This is a genomic window from Shewanella septentrionalis (assembly GCF_025370265.1).
GTDB lineage: Bacteria > Pseudomonadota > Gammaproteobacteria > Enterobacterales > Shewanellaceae > Shewanella > Shewanella hafniensis.
The window spans coordinates 1-24,364 of record NZ_JAMTCC010000051.1 but is presented as its reverse complement, the minus strand read 5'-3'; the positions used below and the strand labels follow the sequence as shown (position 1 = coordinate 24,364).

Genomic DNA, 24,364 nt, shown 5'->3' with positions numbered 1-24,364 from the left:
AGGGCTAGTTTTATCTACAGATTTGTGTAAAATGCTCGCCACTCTGAAGTTGAATAGTTATTTGATGACTATTTACACAGCGGGCTTGATATCCGGATTTAGATAGGTATAATGGCCCCCTCGTCGACTTAGGTTGACGAATTAAATGATTAGTCGCTGAAGTTAATCATTATCATAGCGGCTCCGATTGGGAGTCGAACGGTTAAATCATCTCGCTCTGCTTTTCTATATAGAAGAAGCTAGAGGGTGATTTTTTATATGTCCATTTTAGGAGCTCTGGTCAATGCAGAACCAAAGAATCCGTATCCGCTTAAAGGGATTTGATCATCGCTTAATTGATCAGTCTACAGCGGAAATCGTTGAAACTGCTAAGCGTACAGGCGCGCAGGTTCGTGGTCCAATTCCACTACCTACTCGCAAAGAGCGTTATACCATTTTGATCTCTCCGCACGTTAATAAAGATGCTCGTGACCAGTACGAATTACGTACACACAAGCGCCTGGTTGACATCGTAGAGCCAACTGAAAAGACTGTTGACGCGTTAATGCGTTTAGATCTTGCGGCTGGTGTCGACGTACAGATTAGCTTGGGTTAATTGAGATCCTAGTAAGAAGAGGTTTGAGAGATGGCTATCGGTCTTATTGGTCGTAAAGTTGGTATGACTCGCATCTTCACTGAAGATGGTGTTTCAATACCAGTTACTGTAATTGAAGTTGCAGGCAACCGTGTTACTCAAGTGAAAACTTTAGAAACTGACGGCTACCGTGCACTTCAAGTTACAACTGGCACCAAAAAAGCCAATCGCATCACTAAACCAGAAGCAGGTCACTTTGCCAAGAGCGGCGTTGAAGCCGGTCGTGGTTTGTGGGAAATGCGTTTGGTAGACGGTGAAGGCGAGGGCATTGAAGTTGGTGCTGAGCTAAATGTTGATATTTTCGCAGACGTAGCGAAAGTAGATGTTACTGGTCAATCTAAAGGTAAAGGCTTCCAAGGCGGCGTTAAGCGTTGGAACTTCCGTACTCAAGATATGACTCACGGTAACTCTTTGTCGCACCGCTCGAATGGTTCTATCGGTCAGAACCAAACGCCTGGTCGCGTATTCAAAGGCAAAAAAATGTCAGGCCATATGGGTGCCGAGCGTGTTACTACTCAAAATCTAGTTGTAGTTCGTGTAGATGTTGAGCGTAACCTGCTACTAGTCCGTGGCGCTGTTCCTGGCGCTACCAATGGCGACTTGATTATCAAGCCTGCCGTTAAAGCTTAAGGTCTGAGGAGATAGTAATGGAATTGGTATTGAAAGACGCGCAAAGCGCTCTTGAAGTTTCCGAAACTACCTTCGGCCGTGACTTTAACGAGGCACTGGTTCATCAGGTAGTTGTAGCATACGCTGCAAACGCGCGTCAGGGCACTCGTGCTCAAAAGACTCGTGCGGAAGTAACTGGCTCAGGCAAAAAGCCTTGGCGCCAAAAAGGAACTGGCCGTGCTCGTGCTGGTTCTGTTAAAGGCCCAATCTGGCGTGGCGGTGGCGTAACATTCGCTGCTAAAACCCAAGATCATAGCCAAAAAGTTAACAAAAAGATGTACCGCGGCGCGCTGAAAAGCATTCTGTCTGAATTGGTACGTCAAGAGCGTCTGGTTGTTGTTGAATCTTTCGGTGTTGAAGCTCCTAAAACTAAAGAGCTGAAAGCTAAATTGAAAGCAATGAACCTTGAAGACGTTCTGATTGTGACTGCAGAAGTTGATGAGAACTTATTCTTAGCAGCTCGTAACCTGTACAAAGTTGACGTTCGTGACGTAGCGGGTCTTGACCCAGTTAGTCTGATCGCGTTCAACACTGTGCTTGTGACTGCTGACGCAGTGAAGCAAATCGAGGAGATGCTAGCATGATGATCCGCGAAGAACGTTTGCTAAAAGTTATTCTCGCTCCACACATCTCTGAAAAGAGCACTGTGAACGCTGAGAAGCACAACACTGTTGTTTTCCGCGTAGCTATCGATGCAACTAAAGCTGAAATTAAAGCTGCTGTTGCTAAGCTATTTGAAGTTGAAGTTGATTCAGTTCGCACTTTAGTAAGCAAAGGCAAAACTAAACGCACTGGTGGCCGTACTGGTCGTCGTAGCGATTGGAAAAAAGCCTATGTGACTCTAGCTGCTGGTGCTGACATCGATTTCGTCGGCGGCGCTGAGTAAGCAAAGGAGAATTATCATGGCAGTTATTAAGTGTAAGCCAACCTCTCCAGGTCGTCGCCACGTTGTTAAAGTGGTGAACACTGACCTGCATAAGGGTAAACCCTTTGCTGGCCTGTTGGCGAAAAAATCTAAAAGTGGTGGCCGTAACAATACTGGCCGTATCACTGTCCGTCACGTAGGTGGTGGTCATAAGCAGCATTATCGTCTAATCGACTTCAAACGCGATAAAGATGGTATCCCTGCAAAGATTGAGCGTCTGGAATACGATCCAAACCGTACAGCTAACATCGCGTTAGTATTGTATGCGGATGGTGAGCGTCGTTATATTCTTGCTGCCAAAGGCATGCAAGCTGGCGATAAGATCCAGTCTGGTGTTGCTGCCGAGATCAAAACCGGTAACGCAATGCCACTGCGCAACATCCCAGTAGGTTCTGTAGTTCACGCAGTTGAAATGAAGCCTGGTAAAGGTGCACAGATCGCTCGTTCTGCAGGTGCTTATGTACAAGTTGTTGCTCGTGATGGCGCATATGCCACTCTACGTCTTCGCTCTGGCGAAATGCGTAAAGTGCCAGTTGATTGCCGCGCGACATTTGGTGAAGTTGGTAATGCCGAACACATGCTACGCCAGTTAGGTAAAGCAGGTGCTAAACGCTGGAGAGGCATACGCCCTACAGTACGTGGTGTTGCAATGAACCCAGTAGACCATCCACACGGTGGTGGTGAAGGCCGTACTTCTGGTGGTCGTCACCCAGTGACTCCATGGGGTGTGCCAACTAAGGGTTATAAGACTCGTAGTAACAAGCGCACTGACAAGTACATCGTACGTCGTCGTAATAAATAGTAAGAGGATTCGCCATGCCACGTTCTCTCAAGAAAGGTCCCTTCATTGACCTGCACTTGCTGAAGAAGGTAGAGAAAGCGATGGAAGCTGGTGACAAAAAGCCTATTAAGACTTGGTCACGTCGCTCTATGATCATTCCAAATATGATTGGTTTGACCATCGCTGTCCATAATGGTCGTCAGCACGTTCCTGTGTTCGTAACTGACGAAATGATCGGCCACAAACTTGGTGAATTTTCACCAACTCGCACTTATCGTGGCCATGCCGCTGATAAGAAAGCGAAGAAGCGTTAATACGGGAGGAATAAGATGGAAGTTTTAGCTAAACATCGTTTTGCCCGTACGTCTGCGCAGAAGGCCCGTCTGGTTGCTGATCAAATTCGTGGTTTGCCTGTTGCTAAGGCACTCGAAATTTTGACTTTCAGCCCCAAGAAAGCCGCCGTACTGGTTAAAAAAGTACTTGACTCAGCTATCGCAAACGCCGAACACAACGAAGGCGCGGATATTGATGAGCTTAAAGTAGGAGCCGTCTTCGTAGATGAAGGCCCAACTATGAAGCGTATCATGCCACGTGCTAAAGGCCGCGCTGATCGTATCATGAAGCGTACCAGCCACATTACTGTGGTTGTATCAGATCGCTAGGAGAGAGCAATGGGACAGAAAGTACATCCTAATGGTATCCGTCTGGGTATCACCAAGCCTTGGATCTCTACCTGGTACGCAGATAAATCAGATTACGCAAATAATCTGAACAGCGACTGGGAAGTGCGTAAGTTTCTTGTAGAGAAATTACAAGCTGCTTCAGTATCTAAGATTGTTATCGAACGTCCAGCGAAAAGCATCCGCGTTACGATTCACACTGCCCGTCCAGGTGTTGTGATTGGTAAGAAAGGTGAAGACGTTGAAGTATTGCGTGCTGCAGTGTCAAAACTTGCTGGCACTCCTGCTCAAATTAACATCGCTGAGATCCGTAAACCTGAGCTAGATGCCAAGTTAGTTGCTGATTCAATTGCACAGCAATTAGAGCGTCGTGTTATGTTCCGTCGTGCTATGAAGCGCGCAGTTCAAAACGCAATGCGTATTGGTGCTCAAGGTATCAAAGTACAAGTTAGTGGCCGTTTAGGCGGAGCTGAGATTGCGCGTGATGAGTGGTATCGTGAAGGTCGTGTACCTTTACATACTTTGCGTGCTGATATCGACTATTCTACATCTGAAAGTCACACCCAATACGGTGTGATTGGCGTTAAAGTTTGGATCTTCAAAGGTGAAGTTCTAGATGGAATGCTGCCACAGATTGAAGAACCGAAGCAGCAGCAACCTAAGCGCAAGCCTCGTGGTAAATAGGAGAGCCGGCAATGCTGCAACCTAAACGTATGAAGTTTCGCAAGATGTTCAAAGGCCGCAACCGCGGTCTGGCGAACGGTACCGAAGTTAGCTTTGGTACTTTTGGTCTGAAAGCAGTCGGCCGTGGCCGTTTAACTGCTCGTCAGATCGAATCTGCACGTCGTGCCATGACACGTCACATTAAGCGTCAGGGACAAATTTGGATTCGAGTTTTCCCGGACAAACCGATTACCTCTAAGCCTCTCGAAGTGCGTATGGGTAAAGGTAAGGGTAACGTTGAATACTGGGTATGTCAGATTCAACCTGGTAAGGTTCTTTATGAGATGAATGGTGTTTCTGAAGTGATCGCTCGTGAAGCGTTTGCTTTGGCTGCTGCCAAGCTTCCAATTAAGACTACCTTCGTAACTAAGACGGTGATGTAATGAAAGCGAGCGAACTGAGAGAAAAGAGCGTTGAAGAACTGAACGCTGAACTACTTGGTCTGCTGCGTGAGCAGTTCAACCTGCGTATGCAACACGCCACTGGTCAGTTGACTCAGACTAATCAACTGAAATTAGTGCGCCGTAATATTGCGCGCGTTAAGACCATTATTACTTCTAAGGCGGGTGCATAATGTCTGATAAAATCCGTACTTTGCAGGGTCGTGTAACTAGCAACAAAATGGACAAGTCCATTACTGTTGCTATCGAACGCCAAGTGAAACACCCAATCTATGGGAAATACATTAAGCGTACGACTAAGATCCATGCACATGACGAAACTAATCAGTGCAATGAAGGCGATTTAGTAGCGATTCGCGAATGTCGTCCTTTGTCTAAGACTAAGTCTTGGACCCTGGTTGAAGTAGTATCAAAGGCCTAAGTTAATTAGGTATTTAGGTAAACGGCTCCAGAATGTGGGGCCGTTTGTTTTTTAATACTATACATTCCACTTTTATGGTGTTATATTTGCGCGCCATTTTTGACTAAATTAATAGCAAAAATGAGTGTTTTTATTGTCCCATAGTGGGAATTGTGTAGTAACGATAGCGGAGCACTTAAAATGATCCAAATGCAATCGACTCTTGACGTTGCTTGTAACAGCGGCGCACGCAGAGTTCAGTGTATTAAGGTCTTGGGTGGCTCTCATCGTCGTTATGCCGGTATCGGCGACATCATCAAAGTTTCTGTTAAAGAAGCGATTCCTCGCGCTAAAGCGAAGAAAGGCGATGTGTATAACGCGGTGGTAGTCCGTACTAAGAAAGGCGTACGTCGTCCAGACGGTTCTGTCATTCGCTTCGATCGGAATGCAGCTGTTCTTTTGAACAACAACCTGCAGCCGATTGGTACTCGTATCTTTGGACCAGTGACACGTGAATTGCGTAATGAGCAATTTATGAAAATTGTCTCGCTGGCACCAGAAGTACTGTAAGGAGCTTCAAAATGGCAGCTAAAATACGTCGTGAAGACGAAGTGATTGTATTAGCAGGTAAAGACAAGGGTAAACGTGCAAAAGTTTCTCAAGTCCTTCCTACTGGTAAATTGATTGTTGAAGGCATCAATCTTGTCAAAAAACACCAAAAGCCAAACCCACAATTGGGTGTAGCTGGCGGTATTGTTGAGAAAGAAGCACCGATACAAGCATCAAATGTAGCGATTTTCAACTCTGCCACTGGCAAAGCTGATCGCGTTGGTTTCCGCTTTGAAGACGGCAAAAAAGTTCGTTTCTTCAAATCGAACAGTGAACTCGTTAAGTAATTGGAGTAAACGATGGCGAAACTGCATGATAAATACCAAGAGACTGTTGTCGCTGAACTTGCTAAAAAGTTCGGTTATACCAGTGTCATGCAAGTCCCTCGGATTGAGAAAATCACCCTGAACATGGGTGTTGGCGAAGCTGTTGCAGACAAGAAAATCATGGACCATGCTGTCCGTGATATGACTGCAATCGCTGGTCAAAAGCCAGTAGTGACTGTTGCTCGTAAGTCAGTTGCTGGTTTTAAAATCCGTGAAGGCTACCCTATTGGCTGTAAAGTGACCCTACGCGGTGAGCGTATGTGGGAATTCTTAGAGCGTTTAGTCGATATCGCAATCCCACGTATTCGTGACTTCCGTGGCTTAAGCGCTAAAGCGTTTGACGGCCGTGGTAACTACGCAATGGGCGTGCGTGAGCAGATCATCTTCCCAGAAATCGATTACGATAAAATCGATAAGATTCGTGGTATGGATATTGTTATCACTACTACTGCGAAGAATGATGAAGAAGGTCGTGCTTTGTTAGACGCTTTTAACTTCCCATTCAAGAAATAAGGGTAGCGTAATGGCAAAAACATCAATGAAAGCACGTGAAGTTAAACGTGCACAGCTCGTGGCCAAGTACGCTGAAAAGCGTGCGGCTCTTAAGACTATCATTGCAAGTCCAGCTTCTTCTGACGAAGATCGTTGGGATGCAGTACTTAAGTTGCAAGCTCTACCACGTGATTCCAGCGCTGCGCGTCAACGCAATCGTTGTAATCAAACTGGTCGCCCTCATGGCTTCTTACGTAAATTCGGCTTAAGCCGTATCAAATTACGTGAAGCAACCATGCGTGGTGAAGTTCCTGGCCTGCGTAAGGCCAGCTGGTAAGCACTTGTCACGGAGTAAGCTAATATGAGCATGCAAGATCCTATTGCGGATATGTTAACCCGTATTCGTAACGGCCAAGCTGCTAACCACGTATCGGTGAAGATGCCTTCTGCTAAGTTGAAAGTCGCTATTGCGAAACTGCTTAAAGAAGAAGGTTACATCGCTGATTACGCCGTAGCAGATGAAGCCAAGCCTGAACTGGAAGTTACTTTAAAGTATTTCCAAGGCCAACCAGTCGTTGAGACTATCCAGCGTGTAAGTCGCCCTGGTCTTCGTATTTACAAAGGTAAAAACGAACTTCCAAAGGTGATGGGCGGTCTGGGTGTCGCAATTGTGTCCACTTCTAAAGGCTTGATGACTGATCGTGCCGCCCGCCTTGCAGGCATGGGTGGCGAGGTTATCTGCTACGTAGCTTAAGGAGCTAGGAATGTCTCGTGTAGCAAAAGCACCAGTATCTATTCCAGCTGGCGTAGAGGTGACCTTGAACGAACAGACTCTTACCGTCAAAGGCGGAAAAGGTAGTCTGACTCGAGTGATCAACAATGCGGTCAATGTTGTTATTGAAGCCGGCGTAGTTAAGTTCCTCCCTGTTGAAGGCGTTGTTAACGCTTGGGCACAGGCAGGTACAACTCGTGCATTAGTAAACAACATGGTTGTTGGTGTATCTCAAGGTTTTGAGCGTAAGTTAAAGTTAGTTGGCGTTGGTTACCGTGCGAAACTCGTCGGTTCTGATATTGACCTGACTTTAGGTTTCTCTCATCCGTTAGTACACAAACTGCCCGCAGGCGTTACTGCAGAGTGTCCTAGCCAAACTGATATCGTCCTACGTGGCGTTGATAAACAGTTAATTGGCCAAGTCGCTGCTGAGATTCGCGGATACCGTCCACCAGAGCCATACAAAGGCAAGGGTGTTCGCTATGACGACGAAGTAGTACGCCGTAAAGAGGCTAAGAAGAAGTAGGTAACGCGATATGGATAAGAAAACATCTCGCTTACGTCGCGCTACTCGCGCTCGTAAGAAGATCCAAGAGCTGGGCGTGAACCGTCTGGTTGTACATCGTACACCGCGTCACATTTATGCTCAGGTGATCAATCCTGAAGCTCAGGTGTTGGCAGCTGCTTCAACCGTAGAAAAAGCGGTTAAAGAGCTACTGAAGAGTACCGGTAACGTAGACGCAGCGAAAGCAGTAGGTAAATTTGTTGCTGAGCGCGCGATCGAAAAAGGCGTAACTTCAGTTGCGTTCGATCGTTCTGGTTTCAAGTATCACGGTCGTGTAGCTGCGTTAGCAGATGCAGCTCGTGAAGCTGGCCTGAAGTTCTAAGGGGTTATAAAATGGCTAAATTAGAAGCTCAGCAAAAAGACGATCTGCAAGAGAAATTGATTGCAGTTAATCGTGTTTCTAAAGTAGTTAAGGGCGGTCGTATCTTTAGCTTCACAGCACTGACAGTAGTGGGTGATGGTAACGGTAAGATTGGCTACGGCTATGGCAAGGCACGTGAAGTTCCAGCAGCGATTCAAAAAGCTATGGAAAAAGCTCGTCGTAACATTGTGACCGTTGAGTTGAATGCAGGTACTCTGCATCACCCAGTTAAAGGTCGTCATACTGGTTCTCTTGTGTACATGCAACCTGCATCACAAGGTACTGGTATTATTGCCGGTGGCGCAATGCGTGCCGTATTGGAAGTAGCAGGCGTTCATAACGTTCTGTCAAAAGCATACGGTTCTACTAACCCGATCAACATCGTTCGCGCGACTGTCGATGCTTTGGTGCACATGAAGTCACCTTCGCAAATCGCAGCTAAGCGTGGCCTGAATGTTGACGAAATTCGGGGGTAATGCACCATGGCAACTAAAACTGTAAAAGTTACTCAAACTAAAAGCGGTATCGGTCGTTTACCGAAGCACCGTGCAACCCTAACGGGTCTTGGTTTGCGTCGCATTGGTCACACTGTTGAATTAGAAGATACTCCTTCTGTTCGCGGTATGATCAACAAGGTCTACTACATGGTTAAGGTGGAGGATTAATAGATGCGTTTAAATACTCTATCTCCAGCTGCAGGCTCTAAGCATGCACCAAAGCGTGTAGGCCGTGGTATGGGCTCAGGTCTAGGTAAAACAGCGGGTCGTGGTCATAAAGGCCAAAAGTCTCGTTCTGGTGGCGGTGTACGCCCAGGATTTGAAGGTGGTCAAATGCCACTTAAAATCCGTTTACCTAAATTTGGTTTTACCTCGCGTCGCGCTATGGTAACAGCTGAAGTTCGTGTACTCGAACTGGCAAAAGTTAACGGTGATGTTATCGACTTAAACGCTCTGAAAGATGCGAACGTTATAACTCGCAACATCCAGTTTGCGAAAATTGTTCTTTCAGGTACCATTGAGCGCCCTGTGACTGTTAAAGGTCTGAAGGTAACCAAAGGTGCACGTGCAGCTATTGAAGCTGCCGGCGGTAAGATCGAGGAATAATACGTCGATGGCAAAACCAGGACTTGATTTAAAAAGCGCGAAAGGTGGACTTTCAGAATTGAAAGCTCGCCTCCTGTTCGTGATTGGTGCGATTATCGTCTTTAGAGCCGGTTCGTTTGTGCCAATTCCTGGTATTGACGCAGCTGTATTAGCAGAGCTGTTTGCTCAGCAAAAAGGGACCATCCTGGGCATGTTTAACATGTTCTCGGGTGGCGCCCTTTCGCGTGCCTCTATCTTTGCATTAGGTATCATGCCGTATATTTCGGCATCGATTATCATGCAATTGTTGACTGTGGTACATCCTGCACTCGCTGAATTGAAAAAAGAAGGCGAATCAGGACGTAAGAAAATCAGTCAATATACCAGATGGGGTACCTTAGTGCTGGGTACATTCCAGTCGGTCGGTATTGCAACCGGGTTACCAAACTTAGTGCCAGGCCTTGTGGTCAACATTGGATTTGGGTTCTACTTTGTTGCGGTTGTGAGCTTAGTGACAGGAACTATGTTCCTTATGTGGCTAGGTGAGCAGATTACCGAACGTGGTATAGGTAACGGTATCTCGATTTTAATTTTCGCAGGTATTGTTGCTGGATTACCTTCCGCTATCGGCCAAACGGCTGAGCAGGCGCGTCAAGGTGACTTGAATGTGTTAGTATTGTTGTTGCTCGCGGTAATTGTGTTTGCAGTGACTTATTTTGTAGTGTTCGTGGAACGTGGTCAGCGTCGTATCGTCGTTAACTATGCTAAGCGTCAGCAAGGCCGTAAGGTGTTCGCTGCGCAAAGTACCCACTTACCGCTGAAAATAAACATGGCAGGTGTTATTCCGCCAATTTTTGCGTCAAGCATCATTTTGTTCCCTGGAACACTGGCTCAGTGGTTCGGTCAAAATGAGTCTATGTCATGGTTAAGTGATTTTTCACTGGCTGTGTCACCTGGACAACCGCTTTACTCATTATTATATGCAACAGCGATTATCTTTTTCTGTTTCTTCTATACAGCGTTGGTGTTTAACCCACGTGAAACAGCTGATAACTTGAAGAAGAGTGGTGCATTCATCCCTGGGATCCGTCCTGGAGAACAGACTTCGCGTTACATTGATAAAGTTATGACCCGTTTGACATTGGCAGGCGCGTTATACATAACCTTTATCTGCTTAATTCCGGAGTTCATGTTAATCGCGTGGAAAGTACAGTTCTATTTTGGCGGTACTTCACTACTCATTATGGTAGTCGTGATCATGGACTTCATGGCTCAGGTTCAGACGCATATGATGTCTCATCAGTATGAGTCTGTGATGAAGAAAGCTAACCTAGTAAACAAAGCGAATTTAGATCGCTTTGGTCGCTAAGTAGCTTTACGGAGTGATGAAATGAAAGTTCGAGCTTCCGTGAAGAAGATCTGCCGTAACTGCAAGATCGTCAAGCGTAGTGGCGTTGTACGCGTTATCTGTGTTGAACCAAAACACAAACAGCGTCAAGGCTAAAAAGTAATTTGTTCAGCCCATGAATTGGGCTGAACAAAATTTTGTTTGCAAATCTGTCGACTGTCGAGTATCCTTTCGGGCTTTTCGCAGTTGGCCTTTAACTTTAAGGAGTGCATAGTGGCCCGTATCGCTGGCATTAACATTCCTGATCAAAAGCATACAGTCATCGCATTGACTGCAATTTTCGGCATCGGCCGTACTCGCGCTAGAGCAATCTGCGCGGCTACAGCAATCGCTGAAACTGCTAAGATCAAGGAATTGAGCGAAGCTCAAATAGACACACTACGCGAAGAAGTCGCTAAATATCTAGTAGAAGGTGACTTACGTCGTGAGATTTCAATGAACATCAAGCGTCTTATGGATCTTGGTTGTTATCGTGGTCTCCGCCATCGCCGTAGCCTGCCTCTCCGTGGGCAACGTACTAAGACCAATGCGCGTACGCGTAAAGGTCCACGTAAACCAATTAGAAAGTAACGGGAAGGTAAAGCAATGGCTAAAGTTCCGTCACGTTCTCCGCGTAAGCGCGTACGTAAACAGGTTGCAGATGGCATGGCTCATATCCATGCTTCTTTCAACAACACTATTGTCACCATTACAGATCGTCAAGGTAATGCGTTGTCATGGGCTACTTCAGGTGGTTCAGGTTTCCGTGGTTCACGTAAATCTACTCCATTTGCTGCACAGGTGGCTGCTGAGCGTGCAGGTGCTGCTGCTCAAGACTACGGTTTAAAAAACCTTGAAGTGTTTGTGAAGGGTCCAGGTCCAGGTCGTGAGTCAGCCATTCGTGCGCTGAACGCTGTTGGTTATAAAATTACCAACATTACCGATGTGACGCCGATCCCTCATAATGGTTGTCGTCCTCCTAAAAAGCGTCGTGTATAACGTCGTTTCATTAGGATAGTTGGAGAAAGATCATGGCAAGATACTTGGGTCCCAAGCTCAAGCTCAGCCGCCGAGAAGGTACAGACCTTTTCTTAAAAAGCGGTGTGAGAGCAATCGATTCAAAGTGTAAACTGGAAACTGCACCTGGACAACATGGCGCTCGTAAGCCACGTTTGTCAGAGTACGGTACTCAGTTACGCGAAAAACAAAAAGTTCGTCGTATTTACGGTGTGTTAGAAAAACAATTCCGTAACTATTACAAAGATGCTGCACGTACTAAAGGCAACACAGGTGAAAACCTGCTTCAGCTTTTAGAAACCCGTCTTGATAACGTCGTTTATCGTATGGGCTTCGGTGCAACTCGTGCAGAATCACGTCAGCTAGTGAGCCATAAATCAATTATGGTTAACGGTCGTGTTGTTAACATTCCATCATTCAAAGTGTCTGCGAATGATGTTGTGAGCATCCGCGAGAAGTCACGTACTCAAGCTCGTATTAAAGCGGCTTTAGAAGTGGCAGCTCAACGCGAGAAGCCTACATGGGTTGAAGTCGACAGCGCGAAAATGGAAGGTGCTTTCAAGCGCGTTCCAGAACGTAGCGATTTGTCTGCGGAAATTAACGAACAGCTGATCGTCGAGCTTTACTCTAAGTAAGGCTAACAAACAAGAGAGGACACAATGCAGGGTTCTGTTACAGAATTTCTTAAACCGCGTCTCGTTGATATCGAGCAGGTTAACTCAACACGTGCCAAGGTTACATTGGAACCACTTGAGCGTGGTTTCGGCCACACTTTAGGTAACGCGTTGCGTCGCATCCTATTGTCGTCTATGCCCGGCTGCGCGGTTACCGAAGTCGAGATTGACGGTGTACTGCACGAATACAGCAGTAAGGAAGGCGTTCAAGAAGATATCCTTGAGATCTTGTTAAACCTGAAAGGGTTAGCAGTGACTATCGAGGGTAAAGACGAGGCTATGCTTACGTTGAGCAAGTCCGGCGCAGGCCCTGTCATCGCAGCAGATATCACGCATGATGGTGATGTCACTATCGTGAATCCTGATCATATTATCTGTCACCTGACAGGTAACAATGATATCAGCATGCGTATTCGCGTTGAGCGTGGTCGTGGCTATGTACCAGCATCTGCTCGTGCACAGACTGAAGACGATGATCGCCCAATCGGCCGCTTGCTGGTTGATGCTTCTTTCTCGCCAGTTGCGCGTATTGCCTACAATGTAGAAGCAGCACGTGTAGAACAGCGTACTGACTTAGATAAACTCGTTATCGATATGACCACAAACGGTACTATCGATCCTGAGGAAGCTATCCGTCGTTCTGCAACTATTCTGGCTGAACAGCTAGATGCGTTTGTTGAATTACGTGACGTGACTGAGCCAGAGCTGAAAGAAGAGAAACCGGAATTCGATCCGATTCTGCTGCGTCCTGTCGACGATTTAGAGCTAACTGTACGTTCGGCTAACTGCTTGAAAGCCGAAGCGATTCATTACATCGGAGATCTGGTACAGCGCACTGAAGTTGAGTTGCTGAAGACCCCTAACTTAGGTAAGAAGTCTCTTACTGAAATTAAGGACGTTTTAGCTTCTCGCGGACTGTCGTTAGGTATGCGTTTGGAAAATTGGCCTCCAGCCAGTTTAGCAGACGACCTATAAGTCTCAGGTTTGTACAGATTTAGGTTATAAGGATTAGGTCATGCGCCATCGTAAGAGTGGTCGTCAACTAAACCGTAACAGCAGTCATCGCCAAGCCATGTTTCGCAACATGGCCGGTTCACTAGTTCGTCATGAGATCATCAAGACAACTGTGGCTAAAGCGAAAGAACTGCGTCGCGTAGTTGAGCCTCTGATAACACTTGCTAAGAGTGACAGCGTTGCAAACCGTCGTTTAGCGTTTGCACGTACTCGCGACGCTGAAGTCGTAGGTAAGTTATTTACTGAGTTGGGTCCACGTTACCAGGAACGTCCTGGTGGCTATACCCGTATCCTTAAGTGCGGTTTACGTGCTGGTGATAAAGCCCCTATGGCTTACATCGAGCTAGTTGGCCGTCCAGAAGCTGCTCAAGCTGTTGATGTTGAAGCTGCTGAGTAATTAAGGTTACACTTTTAAAAAGCCGGGCTAATGCCCGGCTTTTTTATGTCTTTTTTTCGTTACTTCACCCAAAGAGTATTTTTCTCGATTTCTTTCGGTAGGCTAATATTCCATTTGGCCAACCCTTGCTGACTAAACATGTATTTCCCAAGATCATCTGTTACTGGGAAAATGTTTTCGGGTTTCTCGCCAGCCAGTATTTTTAACGCCATATTCGCTGCTAATTCGCCATGATGATAGCCATCGAGTACGTAGCCTCCAATATTGCCCTCGGAGGAGACGCTAAATCCCCAAAATCCGAAATTCGGTACCGGCGTATGTTCTGATATCCATTTTAGGAGCTGATGCGCATCCACAGAACGATTTTCTGCATCCCTCACTGTGTGGTAGAGCGCCACGACAATGGCGTTATAGCCTTGCTTTTTCGCCGTCAATACCTGTTGCTGCCAATCTGCTAGCTGTGACAATTGCACCAGATTCACTTCGATATCACCCAAAATACTAGAGTGTTGCTTGCTGATGTATTCTGCGGCTGAGTCTGAAGTCACACCTTGATCGAACAGCACGAGTATTTTGCGGTGTATAGTCTGTGGGAGTATGCGTTGAATGAGCAGCAGAGAGCGTCGTAGCAGCGGTCTTTCTATGACCCCTGTAAATCGCTTGTGCTCGTTGAGATGATAGGCCCTTGGGTTCATATTCACCCCGAGATATACGACAGGGATTAAGCTGTCATTGAGGCGCTGATGTAACAGGTTAACCGCATTATCATCGGCGAGAATAACCAGTTGAGGTACTTGGCTTTGGATGTACTTCCACGCTAAATCAGCTCTTTCGCTAAATTGCTCCTTTGGTATGCGCTTGGTATCCATTTCGAAATAGCTAACATCGTGTAAAGGGCTGAGCGTGTCATTAATCGCTCGGCTATATTCTTGGTCCCATTGATAGCCTTGATGATAGCTTTCGATGACGACGACTTTAGCTGCATTGGCTTCATGAGAGATGCCTACCAAGCAGATAATCAGGAAGCTTAGAATGTGTTGCAAACTAGAGTTTAGTTGTCTTATTTGAATCATACGCAGTCTTAGGTTTTGAAGCTGTCTTGAGTATAGTTCACCTTTAATTATCTAGATTGAGATAATAAAAAAGCCTCACTAGTTATTAGGCTAGGAGGCTTATTGTGTATGCTGTTGCTACTTCATCAACTGCTTACTTTGTGTCTGGTGCCTTTTGTTGGCTGTAATCCAACTTTTCGTGCTTTTGGCCCATGGCTTCGGCAACTTCTGGTGGCATGTAGTTTTCATCATGCTTAGCCAGTACTTCTGTCGCTTCTAGCTTACCATCAGCACTTAGCACGCCTTGCGCCACAATACCTTGTCCTTCACGGAATAGATCGGGCAGTAGATCGTCATAGGTGACCAGCACTTCGCCGCCTAGAGAGTCATGCACTGCGAACTGCACATGTAAGCTCTTAGGGTCTCGCACCATAGAACCGACTGTTACCATGCCGCCGACACGAATGCGTTGGCCAATTTCTGGTTTGACGCCAGTATCTGTTTTGCCGTGGACAATTTCAGACGGTGTATAGAATAAGTTTAAGTTGGAGTTCAGCGCATAAAGCAAAAGCGAAGTAATCGCGGCAACACCACCGATTAATGCCACTGCTAACGTCAGTCTTTTTTTGCGTCTTGGGTTCACGATTTAGTACTCCTAGTTTCTTTTAGGCGTTCTTCTCTATCCATCTTCTTCGCGATTTCAATTAACACCTTACGCTTTTGGCGTGCGCTGGTAATGATAAGGGTCGAGAGGCAGCAGAAGGTCACTCCGTAGGATAGCCACACGTAAAATGCATAGCCGCCCATATTAAAAAAATCACTGATTGAATCGAATTGCATTATTTGACCTCCTCAGCCTTAGCTAGTTCACGCACCCAAGGGCGCATGCCATTTCTTGCTAAAATTTCTGCTCTGAATCGCACAATAGTGATGGCACCTATCATGAGACCGAAGCCAAGCATATTGATTAACAGTGGATAGAGCATCTCCGTCGACATAGTCGATTTCTCGGTAATGCGGATAGTTGATGGCTGATGTAATGAGCTCCACCATTCAACTGAGTATTTGATGATAGGGATGTTAATTACACCCACGATCGCGAGGATCCCTGCAGCACGAGCCGCGAGCACTTTATCCTCAAATGAGGCATAGAGTGAGATAACACCTAGATATAAGAACAGTAATACTAGCTCAGAGGTTAAGCGTGCATCCCATACCCACCAAGCGCCCCACATAGGTTTACCCCATGCAGCACCGGTAAAGAGGGCAATAAAGGTGATTACTGCACCGATAGGCGCAATCGAAGCCGCAGCCCAGTCGGCAAGTTTGATCTGCCACACTAAACCGATAAAGGCTGCTGTCGCCATACCCATGTAAGCTGCCATCGACATAGAGGCCGCGGGGACATGGATAAAGATAATGCGATAGCTATCACCCTGTTGGTAATCCGTCGGCGCAAAGGCTAATCCCCATGTTGTGCCTACAGCAATAAACAGACCTGCTAAGATCGCAAACCATGGAAATAATGTTCCTGATAACTTATATGCGCGTTCAGGATCCGCGTAAGGGTGTAACCATTTCCACATTTTAGTTAGTACTCACTCGCAGAGATGCACCAATTGCAAAAGGTGCTAAGGTTAACGATCCGACCAGCATAGCGCCTATTATAGCGAGCTGACCGTCATAGGGTAAATTCATTCCTGCCGCGTCTATGGCACTCGTTGCAAAAATGAGAACCGGAATATATAAGGGCAAAATAAGTAAGCTGAGTAACACGCCACCTTTTCTAAGGCCGACGGTTAATGCCACACCAATGGCACCTAATAGCGATAATACTGGCGTGCCTAGCGCAAGGGTCGATATTAACGCACCATAACTATTGCCATCTAAATTGAGTAGCACCGCTAACAGTGGCGCAATAATAATCAGTGGCACACCGGTTAAAATCCAATGGGCTAACACTTTGGCTAATACCAGAATGGCTAATGGCTGTGGGCTCAATAACATTTGCTCTAAGCTGCCATCACTAAAGTCCGCTTTGAACAGTCTTTCAAGTGACAACATAGAGGCTAATAACGCTGCAACCCAAATTATCCCGGGAGCCACACGGGCTAACATTTGTGGCTCTGGGCCAATCCCCAGTGGGAATAAGGTCACAACCATAATAAAAAATAGCAGTGGGTTAAAAATGTCGCCGCGGTGACGAATGGCAATTTTAAGATCTCGCTGCAGCAAGGTGAAAAATGCCTGGGTAAAACTGATGCCTCTTTTCATTTAGCCTGACCTTATATGAAGCGATAATCTAGACGAATTTTACGAAGCCTATCATCTTTGATAATGCCCATATCTTGGTGAGTTGTGAGGATCACACAACCACCATTATCCGCATGCTGAATAAATAATTGCTCCAGCTCTTCGACGCCTTTTTTATCGATCGCGGTAAAAGGTTCGTCAAGGATCCAAATTTTACAATTGCTATGCCACAATCTCGATAGCGCGGTTCTGCGATGCTGGCCTGCGGATAAATGTCCGGCAAGCGCCTCTTCAAAACCTGTTAAGTTCACTTTGGCTAAAATGGCTGAGGTATCAAAGTCATCATAGCCACTGATTCTTAAATTGAAATTAAGGTTTTCTTCGGCGGTAAGCTCGCATTTCACTCCCGCTAAATGGCCGAGATACAGGAGATCTTCATTGTATTCATCACGGCAGCGGTTTATGTCTTCATTTATGTAAAACGTTTGTCCGGCATAGGGGCGAGAAAGACCTGCCAATATGCGTAATAAACTGGTTTTTCCCGCGCCGTTAGGGCCTTCAATTTGAACAATATCACCGGCATTAATATCAAAACTTAACTCATCAAAAAGGATGCGATCTTCGCGGATACAGGTCAGCTTGCTGGCTGACACTAATGTGGTTTCTTTAGTTATATTTGTCACTGAACCCTCTATCTCAAGCCGGAAGGAAACACAAGTGATTCTAACACAAACGTTATTGGGGGTTTACTTTTGGTTTGCACTAGATGTCAGCAATATGATGTGGTTCCAATAACCGCAATATTTATCGAACTTTTTTACGACTTGCTAATATATTAACGAATTTGTCACCCTTGTCGCCTGATTCATTTTGTGTTGAGATTCTAATCACAAAAAGATGAGATTTCTTGAAGTTTGTAGTAATCTTAGTCGGCTATAATGAGTCTGCCTAAGTAAGGGCAGCGCCGAGCTTTGTACGTATTTGCATTAGGAACATTGAACATGAAAAAACTGTTAGCAATGACTGCAGTCGCTGCTTTGACTATGTCAGTCAACGTATCAGCTCAAGAAGCTGAAGCTATTTTCAACAAGGCATGTACCGTATGCCACAGCATGGGTGTTGCTGGTGCTCCAAAAGCGCATAACGCTGCAGAATGGGAACCACGCTTAGCTAAGGGTATGGATACTCTACTGCACAGTGTGAAAACTGGTCTAAACGCAATGCCACCAGGCGGTATGTGTACCGATTGTACTGACGAAGATTACAAAGCAGCTATCGAGTTTATGTCTAAAGCTCAGTAATTTTTTCAGTGTTAATAAAAAACCGGCCAAAGCCGGTTTTTTTATGTCTGCAATAAACTGGGTTTATTGCACTTGGGTATCAAGTACTAGGTTGGCGGTATCGCCGACAGCGACTGTGCTGATCTTACCTTGAAGATCGCCAGTTTGTGGTTTGATATTACCGTGTTTAGAAAGCACAGCAATCACTTCCACATTGGTAGCGTCACTCAACTTCTTATCACCACCCATACCGCTGCTGTCATCTAATGTCACAGTAACTGGGAGCGACTTAGCACTGACTTTGGTCGCCGCTAATGGGACTTTTGGTCCTTCAGTTGCACGGGCAAAGATAAAGATAGTATCTTCAGGGCTGGCTTTAGCGGCAAGTTCTGCAGAGATAGATATAGTGACATTGACTGATTTGGTCGCACTTGCTTTCACTTGCTTGTGGGCTTCATCATTTGGCATGCCCGCCGTTTCAGACTGCATACGTAAGTTAGCGGTTTCGATAGCATTCATTAGGGCTGCGCGATCAACATCGGCACGATCGCTATCAAGGATAGTTTGCCAAGAGGCGATGGCTTTCTTGTAATCAGCCGTAAAGAAGGCATCCATACCTACAAGTAATAGCGTTGAAGGATCTTGAGCATCCATCGCTAAAGACTCATCGATGATCGCTTTGATTTGCGGTGTCATTTGTTGACCCGCTTTGTAATACATAGCTGTCGCTTTGGGACCGAGCAATTCTGCATGTTTTCCGACTAAATCCATCACTTTATCGAAAGCCGCAATCCCTTTATCGTATTGGTTTGCCGATACATAAGCGTGGCCTAAGCTGAACCATACTTGGCTGTTCTCTGGCTCGGCTTTCACTTGGGCTTCCATCATCTGTACACGCTGCGCCATGATTTGAGCCGTATCCATTCCCGCATGTGGGTTGGCAGGTTGTTGGGCAGTTTCAATATTCTCGAAGGCACCTAAATGCTGATAGAGATAGCCTGAGATAACAATCAAACAAACTGACATGATCGACGGCCATAGAATCGTCTTTGGCTTGATTTGGTTGACCAGTGAATCATCGCTCGCTTCTTTGATGTCTTGGAGTAGACTGATTTCAAGCTCTTTTTTCAATGCATCGAATTCGGCTTGATCCAGTAGCTCTTCGCTTAATTCTTTTTCAAGAACGCCCAGGCGCTCATTGAACAATTCAAGGTTCGTTTGTTTACGAACTCCGGCTTCTTCAGTTTTCAGCAACTTCTGCTGTCTGAAATGCGGGATCCAAATCAGCATCAGGCCGACTAACATAACAAGCGCAATAAAAATCCAAAATGTCGTCATTGTTTCTATATTCACTTTAGTTTGCAGAAAGCGGAGTAACCGCTAGGCTTGGAAGCAAGATTATACGTAAAGATTGTTCATTGAACAGTAATATAAGGTAATCCCAGTACCGAAAGCTTATAGTTGGGCACTGGTTCACAAATTGATTCTTCTTGTAAAAATTGTATGAAACTTAAGTGTCATTTGTCGGTCACATGCAGAACTGAGCCTCTTCCGTGACTTACATCAGCCTCTAAAATTGAGAATGAGACAAGTAACCCAGTTTTGTACGAAAGAGGCAGACAGGAACAATAGCAAATACTAAAATGAGCAAAATTTCGTGCATTTGCGTGAATAACATGTTGTGCGTTGAGATAGAGTCTTTCTAAATCAACATATTATTGAAGACTGAGGAAAACCCATGATCCCAGAACTTGGACACTTTGCGCTGATAATAGGGGTGGCTTTTGCCTTCTTATTAATCAGCGTCCCCCTAATAGGTGTTGCCCGTAAAGATCAATACCTTGTTAGGTATGCTTGGCCGTTAACGTACGGAATGTTCTTTTTTATCACTGTATCAGTTATCGTGCTGGCCTATAGCTTTGCCGTCGACGATTTCTCAGTCGCCTATGTGGCACATCACTCTAATTCTCAGTTACCTATCTTCTTTAAGATTTCGGCCGTATGGGGCGGTCATGAAGGGTCACTGTTGTTCTGGGTGTTTGCTTTATCGACTTGGGCTGCAGCGGTTGCCTTATTTAGTAAAGGTTTAGAGGAAGTGTTTACTGCGCGTGTACTGGCAGTATTAGCACTGATCGTGATTGGCTTTAGCTTATTCATGCTACTCACCTCTAGCCCATTCGAACGTCTGTTCCCGATCCCTGCCGAAGGCCGTGACTTAAACCCAATGCTGCAGGATGTGGGATTAATCTTCCATCCGCCTATGCTGTATTTAGGTTATGTGGGTTTCTCGGTGAGCTTTGCATTTGCGATTGCCGCGCTGATGAGCGGTCGTCTCGATTCTGCATGGGCTCGTTGGACGCGTCCTTGGACCTTAGCCGCTTGGATCTTCCTAACTGGAGGTATCGCGCTAGGTTCTTGGTGGGCATATTATGAATTAGGCTGGGGCGGTTGGTGGTTCTGGGATCCTGTAGAGAACGCCTCTTTCATGCCTTGGTTAGTGGGTACTGCGCTTGTTCACTCTTTGATTGTGACCGAGAAACGCGGCGCCTTCCGTAACTGGACCGTATTACTGTCTATCTTCGCTTTCTCTTTAAGTTTGCTTGGTACCTTTATTGTTCGCTCTGGCGTATTAACCTCAGTGCATTCATTCGCAGCCGATCCAAGCCGCGGTATGTTTATTCTGTTGTTACTTGGTTTAGCGATTGGCGGTTCATTAACGCTGTTTGCCTTCCGCGCCAGTGAAATGAGCAGCCCAGCCCGTTTCGAGCTGAAGTCTAAAGAAACCATGCTATTGGTCTGTAACGTGTTACTGACTGTTGCCGCAGGTACTGTGCTATTGGGTACACTCTATCCATTGCTCATCGATGCACTCGGCATGGGTAAAATTTCTGTAGGACCTCCATACTTCAACGCTGTATTTGTGCCTATCGTATTAGTCTTATTTGGCTTTATGGGTATTGGTCCAATTATCCGTTGGAAAAAATCGAAAGCAGGCGAGCTTAAGCGTCAGCTATTGATCCCTGCAATGATTGCTGCGGCTATCGGTATTGTGACGCCATTTATCGTCGATGGTGTATTCAATACTTGGGTTGCCTTTGGTATCGCGGCAGCGGCTTGGATTATCCTGGCGACTGCTAGAGCGGCCTATAACATGGTCAAGTCGAAAGAAGGTGATATCAGCATCAGCCGTATGGGCCGTAGTCAGCTGGGCATGATCTTCGCGCATCTTGGTATTGCTGTGTCTGTGATTGGTGCCACTATGGTGTCGAATTACTCGATTGAGAAAAGTGTTCGCATGGGACCTGGTATTAGCCAAGAGCTTGCGGGTTATACCTTTAAGTATCTCGAGACCAAAAACGTAGTGGGTCCTAACTACACTGCAATGCAGGGACAGATAGAAGTCTACAAAGGTGATGAGCTGCTGACATTACTCAAGCCAGACCGTCGTCAATATAATGTGCGTACTATGGACATGACAGAAGCGGGTATCGACTGGGGTCTATTCCGTGACTTATATGTGACCATGGGCGATCCAATTACCAGCACTGAATTTGCGGTTCGTTTGAACTACAAACCGTTCGTGCGTTGGTTATGGTTTGGGGCAATTTTTATGATGATTGGTGGATTCTTCGCGGCATCGGATAAACGTTACCGTGCGAAAGTCACTGCAGCCGTCGCGCCTTTGGCCGAAAAGGCAAAATTGGCAACGGCTCAATAATTGGGGAATGTATGAAGAAGTTGGTTCTGTTTATCCCATTGGTTATATTTCTCGCCATGGGGGTGTTTCTATATAAAGGCTTATTCCTGAATCCGCAGCAATTGGATTCGGCACTGGAAGGAAAGCCTATTCCGGCTTTCCAACTGGAACGCTTAGAGACACCAGCTGAGATCATTACGAATGAGCAATTAAAAGGCAAGGTGTCATTACTTAATGTGTGGGCGACTTGGTGTCCATCTTGTAAATATGAGCATCCTTTCTTAGTGATGCTAAAGCGTAAAAATCTTCTGCCAATTTACGGGATCAACTATCGCGATGAGCGTGCTCCCGCATTAGAAGAGTTAAAGCGTCAGGGCGACCCCTATAACGTCAATATCTATGATAAAGATGGCCGTTTAGGTTTAGACCTTGGCGTCTATGGTGCACCTGAAAGTTTTGTGGTTGATCACAACGGTATTATTCGCTTCCGTTATGCGGGTCCAATCGATCAACGCGTATGGAGCGAGACCCTTTACCCTATGATCCAACAATTACAAGCTGAAGCGGCGAAGGATGGCGCATCATGAGAACGCTGATAAAAATCATGGGTGGTCTAGTGCTGTTATTCAGTATGACGACCGCCGTTATGGCAACACCGGTTGATACTTATGAATTCAAAACGCCTGAAAATCAAAAGCGCGGTTTGTCTTTAGCACATGAGCTACGTTGCCCACAGTGTCAAAATCAAAACTTGATTGACTCAAACTCACCGGTTGCTCGGGATTTGCGTCTTGAAGTCTTCAAGATGGTAGACGAAGGCAAAGGGGATGATGAGATCATCGAGTTTATGACCAGCCGTTACGGTGAGTTTGTACTCTATAAGCCTAAGATGGAAACCAAGACCTACATTCTTTGGTTAGGTCCCGTTGGCTTGTTACTCATTGGGCTAGTGATTGGTTTTATCTTCATTCGTAAACAACGCATCAGTGGTAATGTGCCGAATGAAATTAGCGAAGAAGATCAGCGTGAGTTAGATTCCTTGCTAAAGCGTAATACTAAATGAAGCATAAAGTCATAACGGCATTAATGTTGTCATCGCTCTTTTCGTTACTTGCTGGTGGGGTCGCGCATGCGTACCCCGGCATGCAGCAAACGACTAAACCGATGGAATCAACTGTTGATTTGATCAATGTCTTGCCAAAGACTTTCCCAATAGAGCCTGTCACCTTTAATGACGTCGATGGTAAAACCATCGACTTCAGTCAATTTAAAGGTAAGATCATTATGGTGAACATGTGGGCGACCTGGTGTCCACCCTGTGTAAGGGAGCTGCCAGCAATCGAAAGGCTAGCGACTAAGTTCAAAGCTGAAGATTTCGTACTATTACCTATCTCTATTGATGCAGAAGGTAAGCAACAGGTCCAGCCGTTCTTAAGCTCATTAGGTATGCCAAATTTCAACTCGTATTACGATCAGCCACAAAGTCTTGGGGATGTTTTTCCGCTCGATACGATTCCAGCGACATTTATTCTTGATCAACAGGGCCAATTGATAGCTTTTGTTCGATCTTATGTCGATTGGGACGATGCAAAAGCTGTCTCACTAATCCAAGGTTTTATCGATAAAGGCAGTAAAAAGCCCAATTAATCGACACTCTGCACGTAAAAGAATCACCATCGTTTAAAAGATCGCCATGCGATCTTTTTTCATTAAAAAAGCCCTTGCACAAAATCTCCTGCTCCCTATAATGCGCATCCACTGACACGGCAGACAGCGAAAGCCAGCTGACGAGTTAGGTTGAATTGAATGGCTTTTAAGCATTTTATTCAAGCGCAGCAAGAAGTTGAAAAAACTCCTTGACGCGAAACGGGAAGTGCGTAGAATACGCAGCCCTAGCCAACTGGAAGCGTTCGGCGCTCAGTGTGGTACTCACGTCCTCTTACGGATATTGAGTTGCTCTTTAACAAGATAAAACAAGAAATCTGTGTGGACACTCACAGGTGTTGAGTTAATCGAAATTACTTTACTTTCGAGTGAGTAATCAAAGAATTAAATCAATGAATGAGTGTTCATAGCAATATGTACATAATTTTGGTTTCGCTTTTTTCTCTTTATGAAGAGAGGGCGGAAACAAATGACAGAATTCATTGAGCCGTTTGACGTAAGTCAAACA

The 24,364-nt window shown here is 45.8% G+C and carries 40 protein-coding genes; 33 read left to right on the top strand and 7 right to left on the bottom strand.

Annotated features, from left to right (window positions below):
• Nucleotides 1–283: 283 nt before the first annotated feature.
• From rpsJ to rplQ, 28 genes are all read left to right on the top strand, one after another.
• The gene (rpsJ, locus tag NE536_RS20615; protein ID WP_006083601.1) at nucleotides 284–595 is read left to right on the top strand and encodes a 30S ribosomal protein S10; all 312 of its coding nucleotides are present in this window, start codon (nucleotides 284–286) and stop codon (nucleotides 593–595) included.
• Nucleotides 596–625: 30 nt separating this feature from the next.
• Entirely contained in the window at nucleotides 626–1,264 is a 639-nt protein-coding gene (gene rplC, locus NE536_RS20610) for a 50S ribosomal protein L3 (protein WP_006083600.1), read from the top strand.
• 17 nt (nucleotides 1,265–1,281) lie between these two features.
• Entirely contained in the window at nucleotides 1,282–1,887 is a 606-nt protein-coding gene (rplD, locus tag NE536_RS20605) for a 50S ribosomal protein L4 (protein ID WP_006083599.1), read from the top strand.
• Nucleotides 1,887–2,189, top strand: a complete 303-nt coding sequence (rplW, locus tag NE536_RS20600) for a 50S ribosomal protein L23 (RefSeq protein ID WP_025008843.1) — start codon at nucleotides 1,887–1,889, stop codon at nucleotides 2,187–2,189. The genes rplD and rplW overlap by 1 nt, the downstream gene beginning before the upstream one ends.
• Nucleotides 2,190–2,205: 16 nt before the next feature.
• Nucleotides 2,206–3,030 carry a 50S ribosomal protein L2 gene (rplB, locus tag NE536_RS20595; protein WP_006083597.1) on the top strand — a complete coding sequence of 275 codons (825 nt, stop codon included), beginning with the start codon at nucleotides 2,206–2,208 and terminating at the stop codon, nucleotides 3,028–3,030.
• A 14-nt stretch (nucleotides 3,031–3,044) separates the two neighbouring features.
• Nucleotides 3,045–3,323 (top strand): 30S ribosomal protein S19, encoded by a 279-nt coding sequence (gene rpsS / locus NE536_RS20590; protein ID WP_006083596.1) that lies wholly within the window; start codon nucleotides 3,045–3,047, stop codon nucleotides 3,321–3,323.
• Nucleotides 3,324–3,338: 15 nt separating this feature from the next.
• Entirely contained in the window at nucleotides 3,339–3,671 is a 333-nt protein-coding gene (gene rplV / locus NE536_RS20585) for a 50S ribosomal protein L22 (protein ID WP_006083595.1), read from the top strand.
• Nucleotides 3,672–3,680: 9 nt separating this feature from the next.
• Nucleotides 3,681–4,373: a 30S ribosomal protein S3 gene (gene rpsC / locus NE536_RS20580; protein WP_011787574.1), complete on the top strand. Its 693-nt coding sequence runs from the start codon at nucleotides 3,681–3,683 to the stop codon at nucleotides 4,371–4,373.
• A gap of 11 nt (nucleotides 4,374–4,384) precedes the next feature.
• Nucleotides 4,385–4,795, top strand: coding sequence for a 50S ribosomal protein L16 (rplP, locus tag NE536_RS20575; RefSeq protein ID WP_006083593.1), 411 nt, complete (start codon nucleotides 4,385–4,387; stop codon nucleotides 4,793–4,795).
• Entirely contained in the window at nucleotides 4,795–4,986 is a 192-nt protein-coding gene (gene rpmC, locus NE536_RS20570; RefSeq protein ID WP_006083592.1) for a 50S ribosomal protein L29, read from the top strand. Before rplP ends, rpmC begins: the two co-directional genes overlap by 1 nt.
• A complete protein-coding gene (gene rpsQ / locus NE536_RS20565; protein ID WP_006083591.1) occupies nucleotides 4,986–5,234 on the top strand; it encodes a 30S ribosomal protein S17 in 249 nt (82 codons plus the stop codon). The genes rpmC and rpsQ overlap by 1 nt, the downstream gene beginning before the upstream one ends.
• Nucleotides 5,235–5,414: 180 nt before the next feature.
• Nucleotides 5,415–5,783, top strand: coding sequence for a 50S ribosomal protein L14 (rplN, locus tag NE536_RS20560; protein ID WP_006083590.1), 369 nt, complete (start codon nucleotides 5,415–5,417; stop codon nucleotides 5,781–5,783).
• Between the two features lie 11 nt (nucleotides 5,784–5,794).
• Nucleotides 5,795–6,109, top strand: coding sequence for a 50S ribosomal protein L24 (gene rplX, locus NE536_RS20555; RefSeq protein WP_006083589.1), 315 nt, complete (start codon nucleotides 5,795–5,797; stop codon nucleotides 6,107–6,109).
• A 12-nt stretch (nucleotides 6,110–6,121) separates the two neighbouring features.
• Nucleotides 6,122–6,661: a 50S ribosomal protein L5 gene (gene rplE / locus NE536_RS20550; RefSeq protein WP_006083588.1), complete on the top strand. Its 540-nt coding sequence runs from the start codon at nucleotides 6,122–6,124 to the stop codon at nucleotides 6,659–6,661.
• A 10-nt stretch (nucleotides 6,662–6,671) separates the two neighbouring features.
• A complete protein-coding gene (gene rpsN, locus NE536_RS20545) occupies nucleotides 6,672–6,977 on the top strand; it encodes a 30S ribosomal protein S14 (RefSeq protein WP_106648459.1) in 306 nt (101 codons plus the stop codon).
• Nucleotides 6,978–7,001: 24 nt separating this feature from the next.
• A complete protein-coding gene (rpsH, locus tag NE536_RS20540; protein WP_106648458.1) occupies nucleotides 7,002–7,394 on the top strand; it encodes a 30S ribosomal protein S8 in 393 nt (130 codons plus the stop codon).
• A gap of 10 nt (nucleotides 7,395–7,404) precedes the next feature.
• The gene (gene rplF, locus NE536_RS20535) at nucleotides 7,405–7,938 is read left to right on the top strand and encodes a 50S ribosomal protein L6 (protein WP_106648457.1); all 534 of its coding nucleotides are present in this window, start codon (nucleotides 7,405–7,407) and stop codon (nucleotides 7,936–7,938) included.
• A gap of 10 nt (nucleotides 7,939–7,948) precedes the next feature.
• On the top strand, nucleotides 7,949–8,299 hold the full coding sequence (rplR, locus tag NE536_RS20530) for a 50S ribosomal protein L18 (protein ID WP_006083584.1): 351 nt from the start codon (nucleotides 7,949–7,951) through the stop codon (nucleotides 8,297–8,299).
• Between the two features lie 11 nt (nucleotides 8,300–8,310).
• Complete coding sequence (gene rpsE / locus NE536_RS20525) at nucleotides 8,311–8,814, top strand: 30S ribosomal protein S5 (protein ID WP_006083583.1); 504 nt, start codon at nucleotides 8,311–8,313, stop codon at nucleotides 8,812–8,814.
• 6 nt (nucleotides 8,815–8,820) lie between these two features.
• Entirely contained in the window at nucleotides 8,821–9,003 is a 183-nt protein-coding gene (rpmD, locus tag NE536_RS20520; RefSeq protein ID WP_006083582.1) for a 50S ribosomal protein L30, read from the top strand.
• Nucleotides 9,004–9,006: 3 nt separating this feature from the next.
• Nucleotides 9,007–9,441 carry a 50S ribosomal protein L15 gene (rplO, locus tag NE536_RS20515; RefSeq protein WP_006083581.1) on the top strand — a complete coding sequence of 145 codons (435 nt, stop codon included), beginning with the start codon at nucleotides 9,007–9,009 and terminating at the stop codon, nucleotides 9,439–9,441.
• A 7-nt stretch (nucleotides 9,442–9,448) separates the two neighbouring features.
• Nucleotides 9,449–10,789, top strand: a complete 1,341-nt coding sequence (gene secY / locus NE536_RS20510) for a preprotein translocase subunit SecY (RefSeq protein ID WP_006083580.1) — start codon at nucleotides 9,449–9,451, stop codon at nucleotides 10,787–10,789.
• Between the two features lie 21 nt (nucleotides 10,790–10,810).
• Nucleotides 10,811–10,924 (top strand): 50S ribosomal protein L36, encoded by a 114-nt coding sequence (gene rpmJ / locus NE536_RS20505; protein WP_006083579.1) that lies wholly within the window; start codon nucleotides 10,811–10,813, stop codon nucleotides 10,922–10,924.
• 117 nt (nucleotides 10,925–11,041) lie between these two features.
• On the top strand, nucleotides 11,042–11,398 hold the full coding sequence (gene rpsM / locus NE536_RS20500) for a 30S ribosomal protein S13 (RefSeq protein ID WP_011787581.1): 357 nt from the start codon (nucleotides 11,042–11,044) through the stop codon (nucleotides 11,396–11,398).
• Between the two features lie 15 nt (nucleotides 11,399–11,413).
• Nucleotides 11,414–11,806: a 30S ribosomal protein S11 gene (gene rpsK / locus NE536_RS20495; RefSeq protein WP_006083577.1), complete on the top strand. Its 393-nt coding sequence runs from the start codon at nucleotides 11,414–11,416 to the stop codon at nucleotides 11,804–11,806.
• Nucleotides 11,807–11,838: 32 nt separating this feature from the next.
• Nucleotides 11,839–12,459, top strand: a complete 621-nt coding sequence (gene rpsD, locus NE536_RS20490; protein ID WP_106648456.1) for a 30S ribosomal protein S4 — start codon at nucleotides 11,839–11,841, stop codon at nucleotides 12,457–12,459.
• A gap of 24 nt (nucleotides 12,460–12,483) precedes the next feature.
• On the top strand, nucleotides 12,484–13,473 hold the full coding sequence (locus tag NE536_RS20485) for a DNA-directed RNA polymerase subunit alpha (protein WP_006083574.1): 990 nt from the start codon (nucleotides 12,484–12,486) through the stop codon (nucleotides 13,471–13,473).
• 40 nt (nucleotides 13,474–13,513) lie between these two features.
• Nucleotides 13,514–13,909 (top strand): 50S ribosomal protein L17, encoded by a 396-nt coding sequence (gene rplQ, locus NE536_RS20480; RefSeq protein ID WP_006083573.1) that lies wholly within the window; start codon nucleotides 13,514–13,516, stop codon nucleotides 13,907–13,909.
• A gap of 59 nt (nucleotides 13,910–13,968) precedes the next feature.
• Here the strand turns inward: rplQ and NE536_RS20475 are convergent, their stop codons facing one another.
• The 6 genes from NE536_RS20475 to ccmA form a co-directional block, all read right to left on the bottom strand.
• On the bottom strand, nucleotides 13,969–14,919 hold the full coding sequence (locus NE536_RS20475; RefSeq protein WP_261273870.1) for an ABC transporter substrate-binding protein: 951 nt from the start codon (nucleotides 14,917–14,919) through the stop codon (nucleotides 13,969–13,971).
• A gap of 196 nt (nucleotides 14,920–15,115) precedes the next feature.
• Nucleotides 15,116–15,604: a cytochrome c maturation protein CcmE gene (ccmE, locus tag NE536_RS20470; RefSeq protein WP_006079699.1), complete on the bottom strand. Its 489-nt coding sequence runs from the start codon at nucleotides 15,602–15,604 to the stop codon at nucleotides 15,116–15,118.
• Nucleotides 15,601–15,801: a heme exporter protein CcmD gene (gene ccmD, locus NE536_RS20465; protein WP_006079702.1), complete on the bottom strand. Its 201-nt coding sequence runs from the start codon at nucleotides 15,799–15,801 to the stop codon at nucleotides 15,601–15,603. Before ccmD ends, ccmE begins: the two co-directional genes overlap by 4 nt.
• A complete protein-coding gene (locus NE536_RS20460; RefSeq protein ID WP_006079703.1) occupies nucleotides 15,801–16,547 on the bottom strand; it encodes a heme ABC transporter permease in 747 nt (248 codons plus the stop codon). Before NE536_RS20460 ends, ccmD begins: the two co-directional genes overlap by 1 nt.
• Before the next feature lies 1 nt (nucleotide 16,548).
• Nucleotides 16,549–17,235: a heme exporter protein CcmB gene (ccmB, locus tag NE536_RS20455; protein WP_006079706.1), complete on the bottom strand. Its 687-nt coding sequence runs from the start codon at nucleotides 17,233–17,235 to the stop codon at nucleotides 16,549–16,551.
• An 11-nt stretch (nucleotides 17,236–17,246) separates the two neighbouring features.
• Nucleotides 17,247–17,897, bottom strand: coding sequence for a cytochrome c biogenesis heme-transporting ATPase CcmA (gene ccmA / locus NE536_RS20450; protein ID WP_261273869.1), 651 nt, complete (start codon nucleotides 17,895–17,897; stop codon nucleotides 17,247–17,249).
• Between the two features lie 318 nt (nucleotides 17,898–18,215).
• Between ccmA and NE536_RS20445 the strand changes: the two genes are divergently transcribed.
• Complete coding sequence (locus NE536_RS20445; protein ID WP_006086491.1) at nucleotides 18,216–18,515, top strand: c-type cytochrome; 300 nt, start codon at nucleotides 18,216–18,218, stop codon at nucleotides 18,513–18,515.
• A gap of 63 nt (nucleotides 18,516–18,578) precedes the next feature.
• On the opposite strand, the gene ccmI is transcribed toward NE536_RS20445, so the two are convergent.
• Nucleotides 18,579–19,832 carry a c-type cytochrome biogenesis protein CcmI gene (gene ccmI, locus NE536_RS20440; protein ID WP_261273871.1) on the bottom strand — a complete coding sequence of 418 codons (1,254 nt, stop codon included), beginning with the start codon at nucleotides 19,830–19,832 and terminating at the stop codon, nucleotides 18,579–18,581.
• A 400-nt stretch (nucleotides 19,833–20,232) separates the two neighbouring features.
• Between ccmI and NE536_RS20435 the strand changes: the two genes are divergently transcribed.
• The 4 genes from NE536_RS20435 to NE536_RS20420 are packed head-to-tail and all read left to right on the top strand — an operon-like array spanning nucleotide 20,233 to nucleotide 23,838.
• A complete protein-coding gene (locus tag NE536_RS20435; RefSeq protein WP_261273868.1) occupies nucleotides 20,233–22,212 on the top strand; it encodes a heme lyase CcmF/NrfE family subunit in 1,980 nt (659 codons plus the stop codon).
• A gap of 11 nt (nucleotides 22,213–22,223) precedes the next feature.
• Nucleotides 22,224–22,778, top strand: coding sequence for a DsbE family thiol:disulfide interchange protein (locus NE536_RS20430; protein WP_006079711.1), 555 nt, complete (start codon nucleotides 22,224–22,226; stop codon nucleotides 22,776–22,778).
• Nucleotides 22,775–23,254 carry a heme lyase NrfEFG subunit NrfF gene (gene nrfF / locus NE536_RS20425; protein WP_106648448.1) on the top strand — a complete coding sequence of 160 codons (480 nt, stop codon included), beginning with the start codon at nucleotides 22,775–22,777 and terminating at the stop codon, nucleotides 23,252–23,254. The genes NE536_RS20430 and nrfF overlap by 4 nt, the downstream gene beginning before the upstream one ends.
• On the top strand, nucleotides 23,251–23,838 hold the full coding sequence (locus NE536_RS20420) for a TlpA disulfide reductase family protein (RefSeq protein WP_261273867.1): 588 nt from the start codon (nucleotides 23,251–23,253) through the stop codon (nucleotides 23,836–23,838). Before nrfF ends, NE536_RS20420 begins: the two co-directional genes overlap by 4 nt.
• Nucleotides 23,839–24,364: the final 526 nt, after the last annotated feature.

Bases quoted from the DNA above. Each gene is read 5' to 3' on its own strand.
- rpsS (WP_006083596.1), top strand. From the start codon at position 3,045: ATGCCACGTTCTCTCAAGAAAGGTCCCTTCATTGACCTGCACTTGCTG.
- nrfF (WP_106648448.1), top strand. From the start codon at position 22,775: ATGAGAACGCTGATAAAAATCATGGGTGGTCTAGTGCTGTTATTCAGT.
- NE536_RS20420 (WP_261273867.1), top strand. From the start codon at position 23,251: ATGAAGCATAAAGTCATAACGGCATTAATGTTGTCATCGCTCTTTTCG.
- rpsJ (WP_006083601.1), top strand. From the start codon at position 284: ATGCAGAACCAAAGAATCCGTATCCGCTTAAAGGGATTTGATCATCGC.
- rpsK (WP_006083577.1), top strand. From the start codon at position 11,414: ATGGCTAAAGTTCCGTCACGTTCTCCGCGTAAGCGCGTACGTAAACAG.
- secY (WP_006083580.1), top strand. From the start codon at position 9,449: ATGGCAAAACCAGGACTTGATTTAAAAAGCGCGAAAGGTGGACTTTCA.
- rplO (WP_006083581.1), top strand. From the start codon at position 9,007: ATGCGTTTAAATACTCTATCTCCAGCTGCAGGCTCTAAGCATGCACCA.
- rplD (WP_006083599.1), top strand. From the start codon at position 1,282: ATGGAATTGGTATTGAAAGACGCGCAAAGCGCTCTTGAAGTTTCCGAA.
- NE536_RS20435 (WP_261273868.1), top strand. From the start codon at position 20,233: ATGATCCCAGAACTTGGACACTTTGCGCTGATAATAGGGGTGGCTTTT.
- NE536_RS20460 (WP_006079703.1), bottom strand. From the start codon at position 16,547: ATGTGGAAATGGTTACACCCTTACGCGGATCCTGAACGCGCATATAAG.
- rplB (WP_006083597.1), top strand. From the start codon at position 2,206: ATGGCAGTTATTAAGTGTAAGCCAACCTCTCCAGGTCGTCGCCACGTT.
- rpsE (WP_006083583.1), top strand. From the start codon at position 8,311: ATGGCTAAATTAGAAGCTCAGCAAAAAGACGATCTGCAAGAGAAATTG.
- rpsD (WP_106648456.1), top strand. From the start codon at position 11,839: ATGGCAAGATACTTGGGTCCCAAGCTCAAGCTCAGCCGCCGAGAAGGT.
- NE536_RS20445 (WP_006086491.1), top strand. From the start codon at position 18,216: ATGAAAAAACTGTTAGCAATGACTGCAGTCGCTGCTTTGACTATGTCA.
- NE536_RS20430 (WP_006079711.1), top strand. From the start codon at position 22,224: ATGAAGAAGTTGGTTCTGTTTATCCCATTGGTTATATTTCTCGCCATG.
- rplE (WP_006083588.1), top strand. From the start codon at position 6,122: ATGGCGAAACTGCATGATAAATACCAAGAGACTGTTGTCGCTGAACTT.
- rpmJ (WP_006083579.1), top strand. From the start codon at position 10,811: ATGAAAGTTCGAGCTTCCGTGAAGAAGATCTGCCGTAACTGCAAGATC.
- rplQ (WP_006083573.1), top strand. From the start codon at position 13,514: ATGCGCCATCGTAAGAGTGGTCGTCAACTAAACCGTAACAGCAGTCAT.
- rplC (WP_006083600.1), top strand. From the start codon at position 626: ATGGCTATCGGTCTTATTGGTCGTAAAGTTGGTATGACTCGCATCTTC.
- rplN (WP_006083590.1), top strand. From the start codon at position 5,415: ATGATCCAAATGCAATCGACTCTTGACGTTGCTTGTAACAGCGGCGCA.
- rplF (WP_106648457.1), top strand. From the start codon at position 7,405: ATGTCTCGTGTAGCAAAAGCACCAGTATCTATTCCAGCTGGCGTAGAG.
- rplP (WP_006083593.1), top strand. From the start codon at position 4,385: ATGCTGCAACCTAAACGTATGAAGTTTCGCAAGATGTTCAAAGGCCGC.
- rplR (WP_006083584.1), top strand. From the start codon at position 7,949: ATGGATAAGAAAACATCTCGCTTACGTCGCGCTACTCGCGCTCGTAAG.
- rplW (WP_025008843.1), top strand. From the start codon at position 1,887: ATGATCCGCGAAGAACGTTTGCTAAAAGTTATTCTCGCTCCACACATC.
- rplX (WP_006083589.1), top strand. From the start codon at position 5,795: ATGGCAGCTAAAATACGTCGTGAAGACGAAGTGATTGTATTAGCAGGT.
- rpsN (WP_106648459.1), top strand. From the start codon at position 6,672: ATGGCAAAAACATCAATGAAAGCACGTGAAGTTAAACGTGCACAGCTC.
- rpsC (WP_011787574.1), top strand. From the start codon at position 3,681: ATGGGACAGAAAGTACATCCTAATGGTATCCGTCTGGGTATCACCAAG.
- ccmI (WP_261273871.1), bottom strand. From the start codon at position 19,832: ATGACGACATTTTGGATTTTTATTGCGCTTGTTATGTTAGTCGGCCTG.
- rplV (WP_006083595.1), top strand. From the start codon at position 3,339: ATGGAAGTTTTAGCTAAACATCGTTTTGCCCGTACGTCTGCGCAGAAG.
- rpmC (WP_006083592.1), top strand. From the start codon at position 4,795: ATGAAAGCGAGCGAACTGAGAGAAAAGAGCGTTGAAGAACTGAACGCT.
- NE536_RS20485 (WP_006083574.1), top strand. From the start codon at position 12,484: ATGCAGGGTTCTGTTACAGAATTTCTTAAACCGCGTCTCGTTGATATC.
- rpsH (WP_106648458.1), top strand. From the start codon at position 7,002: ATGAGCATGCAAGATCCTATTGCGGATATGTTAACCCGTATTCGTAAC.
- ccmD (WP_006079702.1), bottom strand. From the start codon at position 15,801: ATGCAATTCGATTCAATCAGTGATTTTTTTAATATGGGCGGCTATGCA.
- rpmD (WP_006083582.1), top strand. From the start codon at position 8,821: ATGGCAACTAAAACTGTAAAAGTTACTCAAACTAAAAGCGGTATCGGT.
- ccmB (WP_006079706.1), bottom strand. From the start codon at position 17,235: ATGAAAAGAGGCATCAGTTTTACCCAGGCATTTTTCACCTTGCTGCAG.
- rpsQ (WP_006083591.1), top strand. From the start codon at position 4,986: ATGTCTGATAAAATCCGTACTTTGCAGGGTCGTGTAACTAGCAACAAA.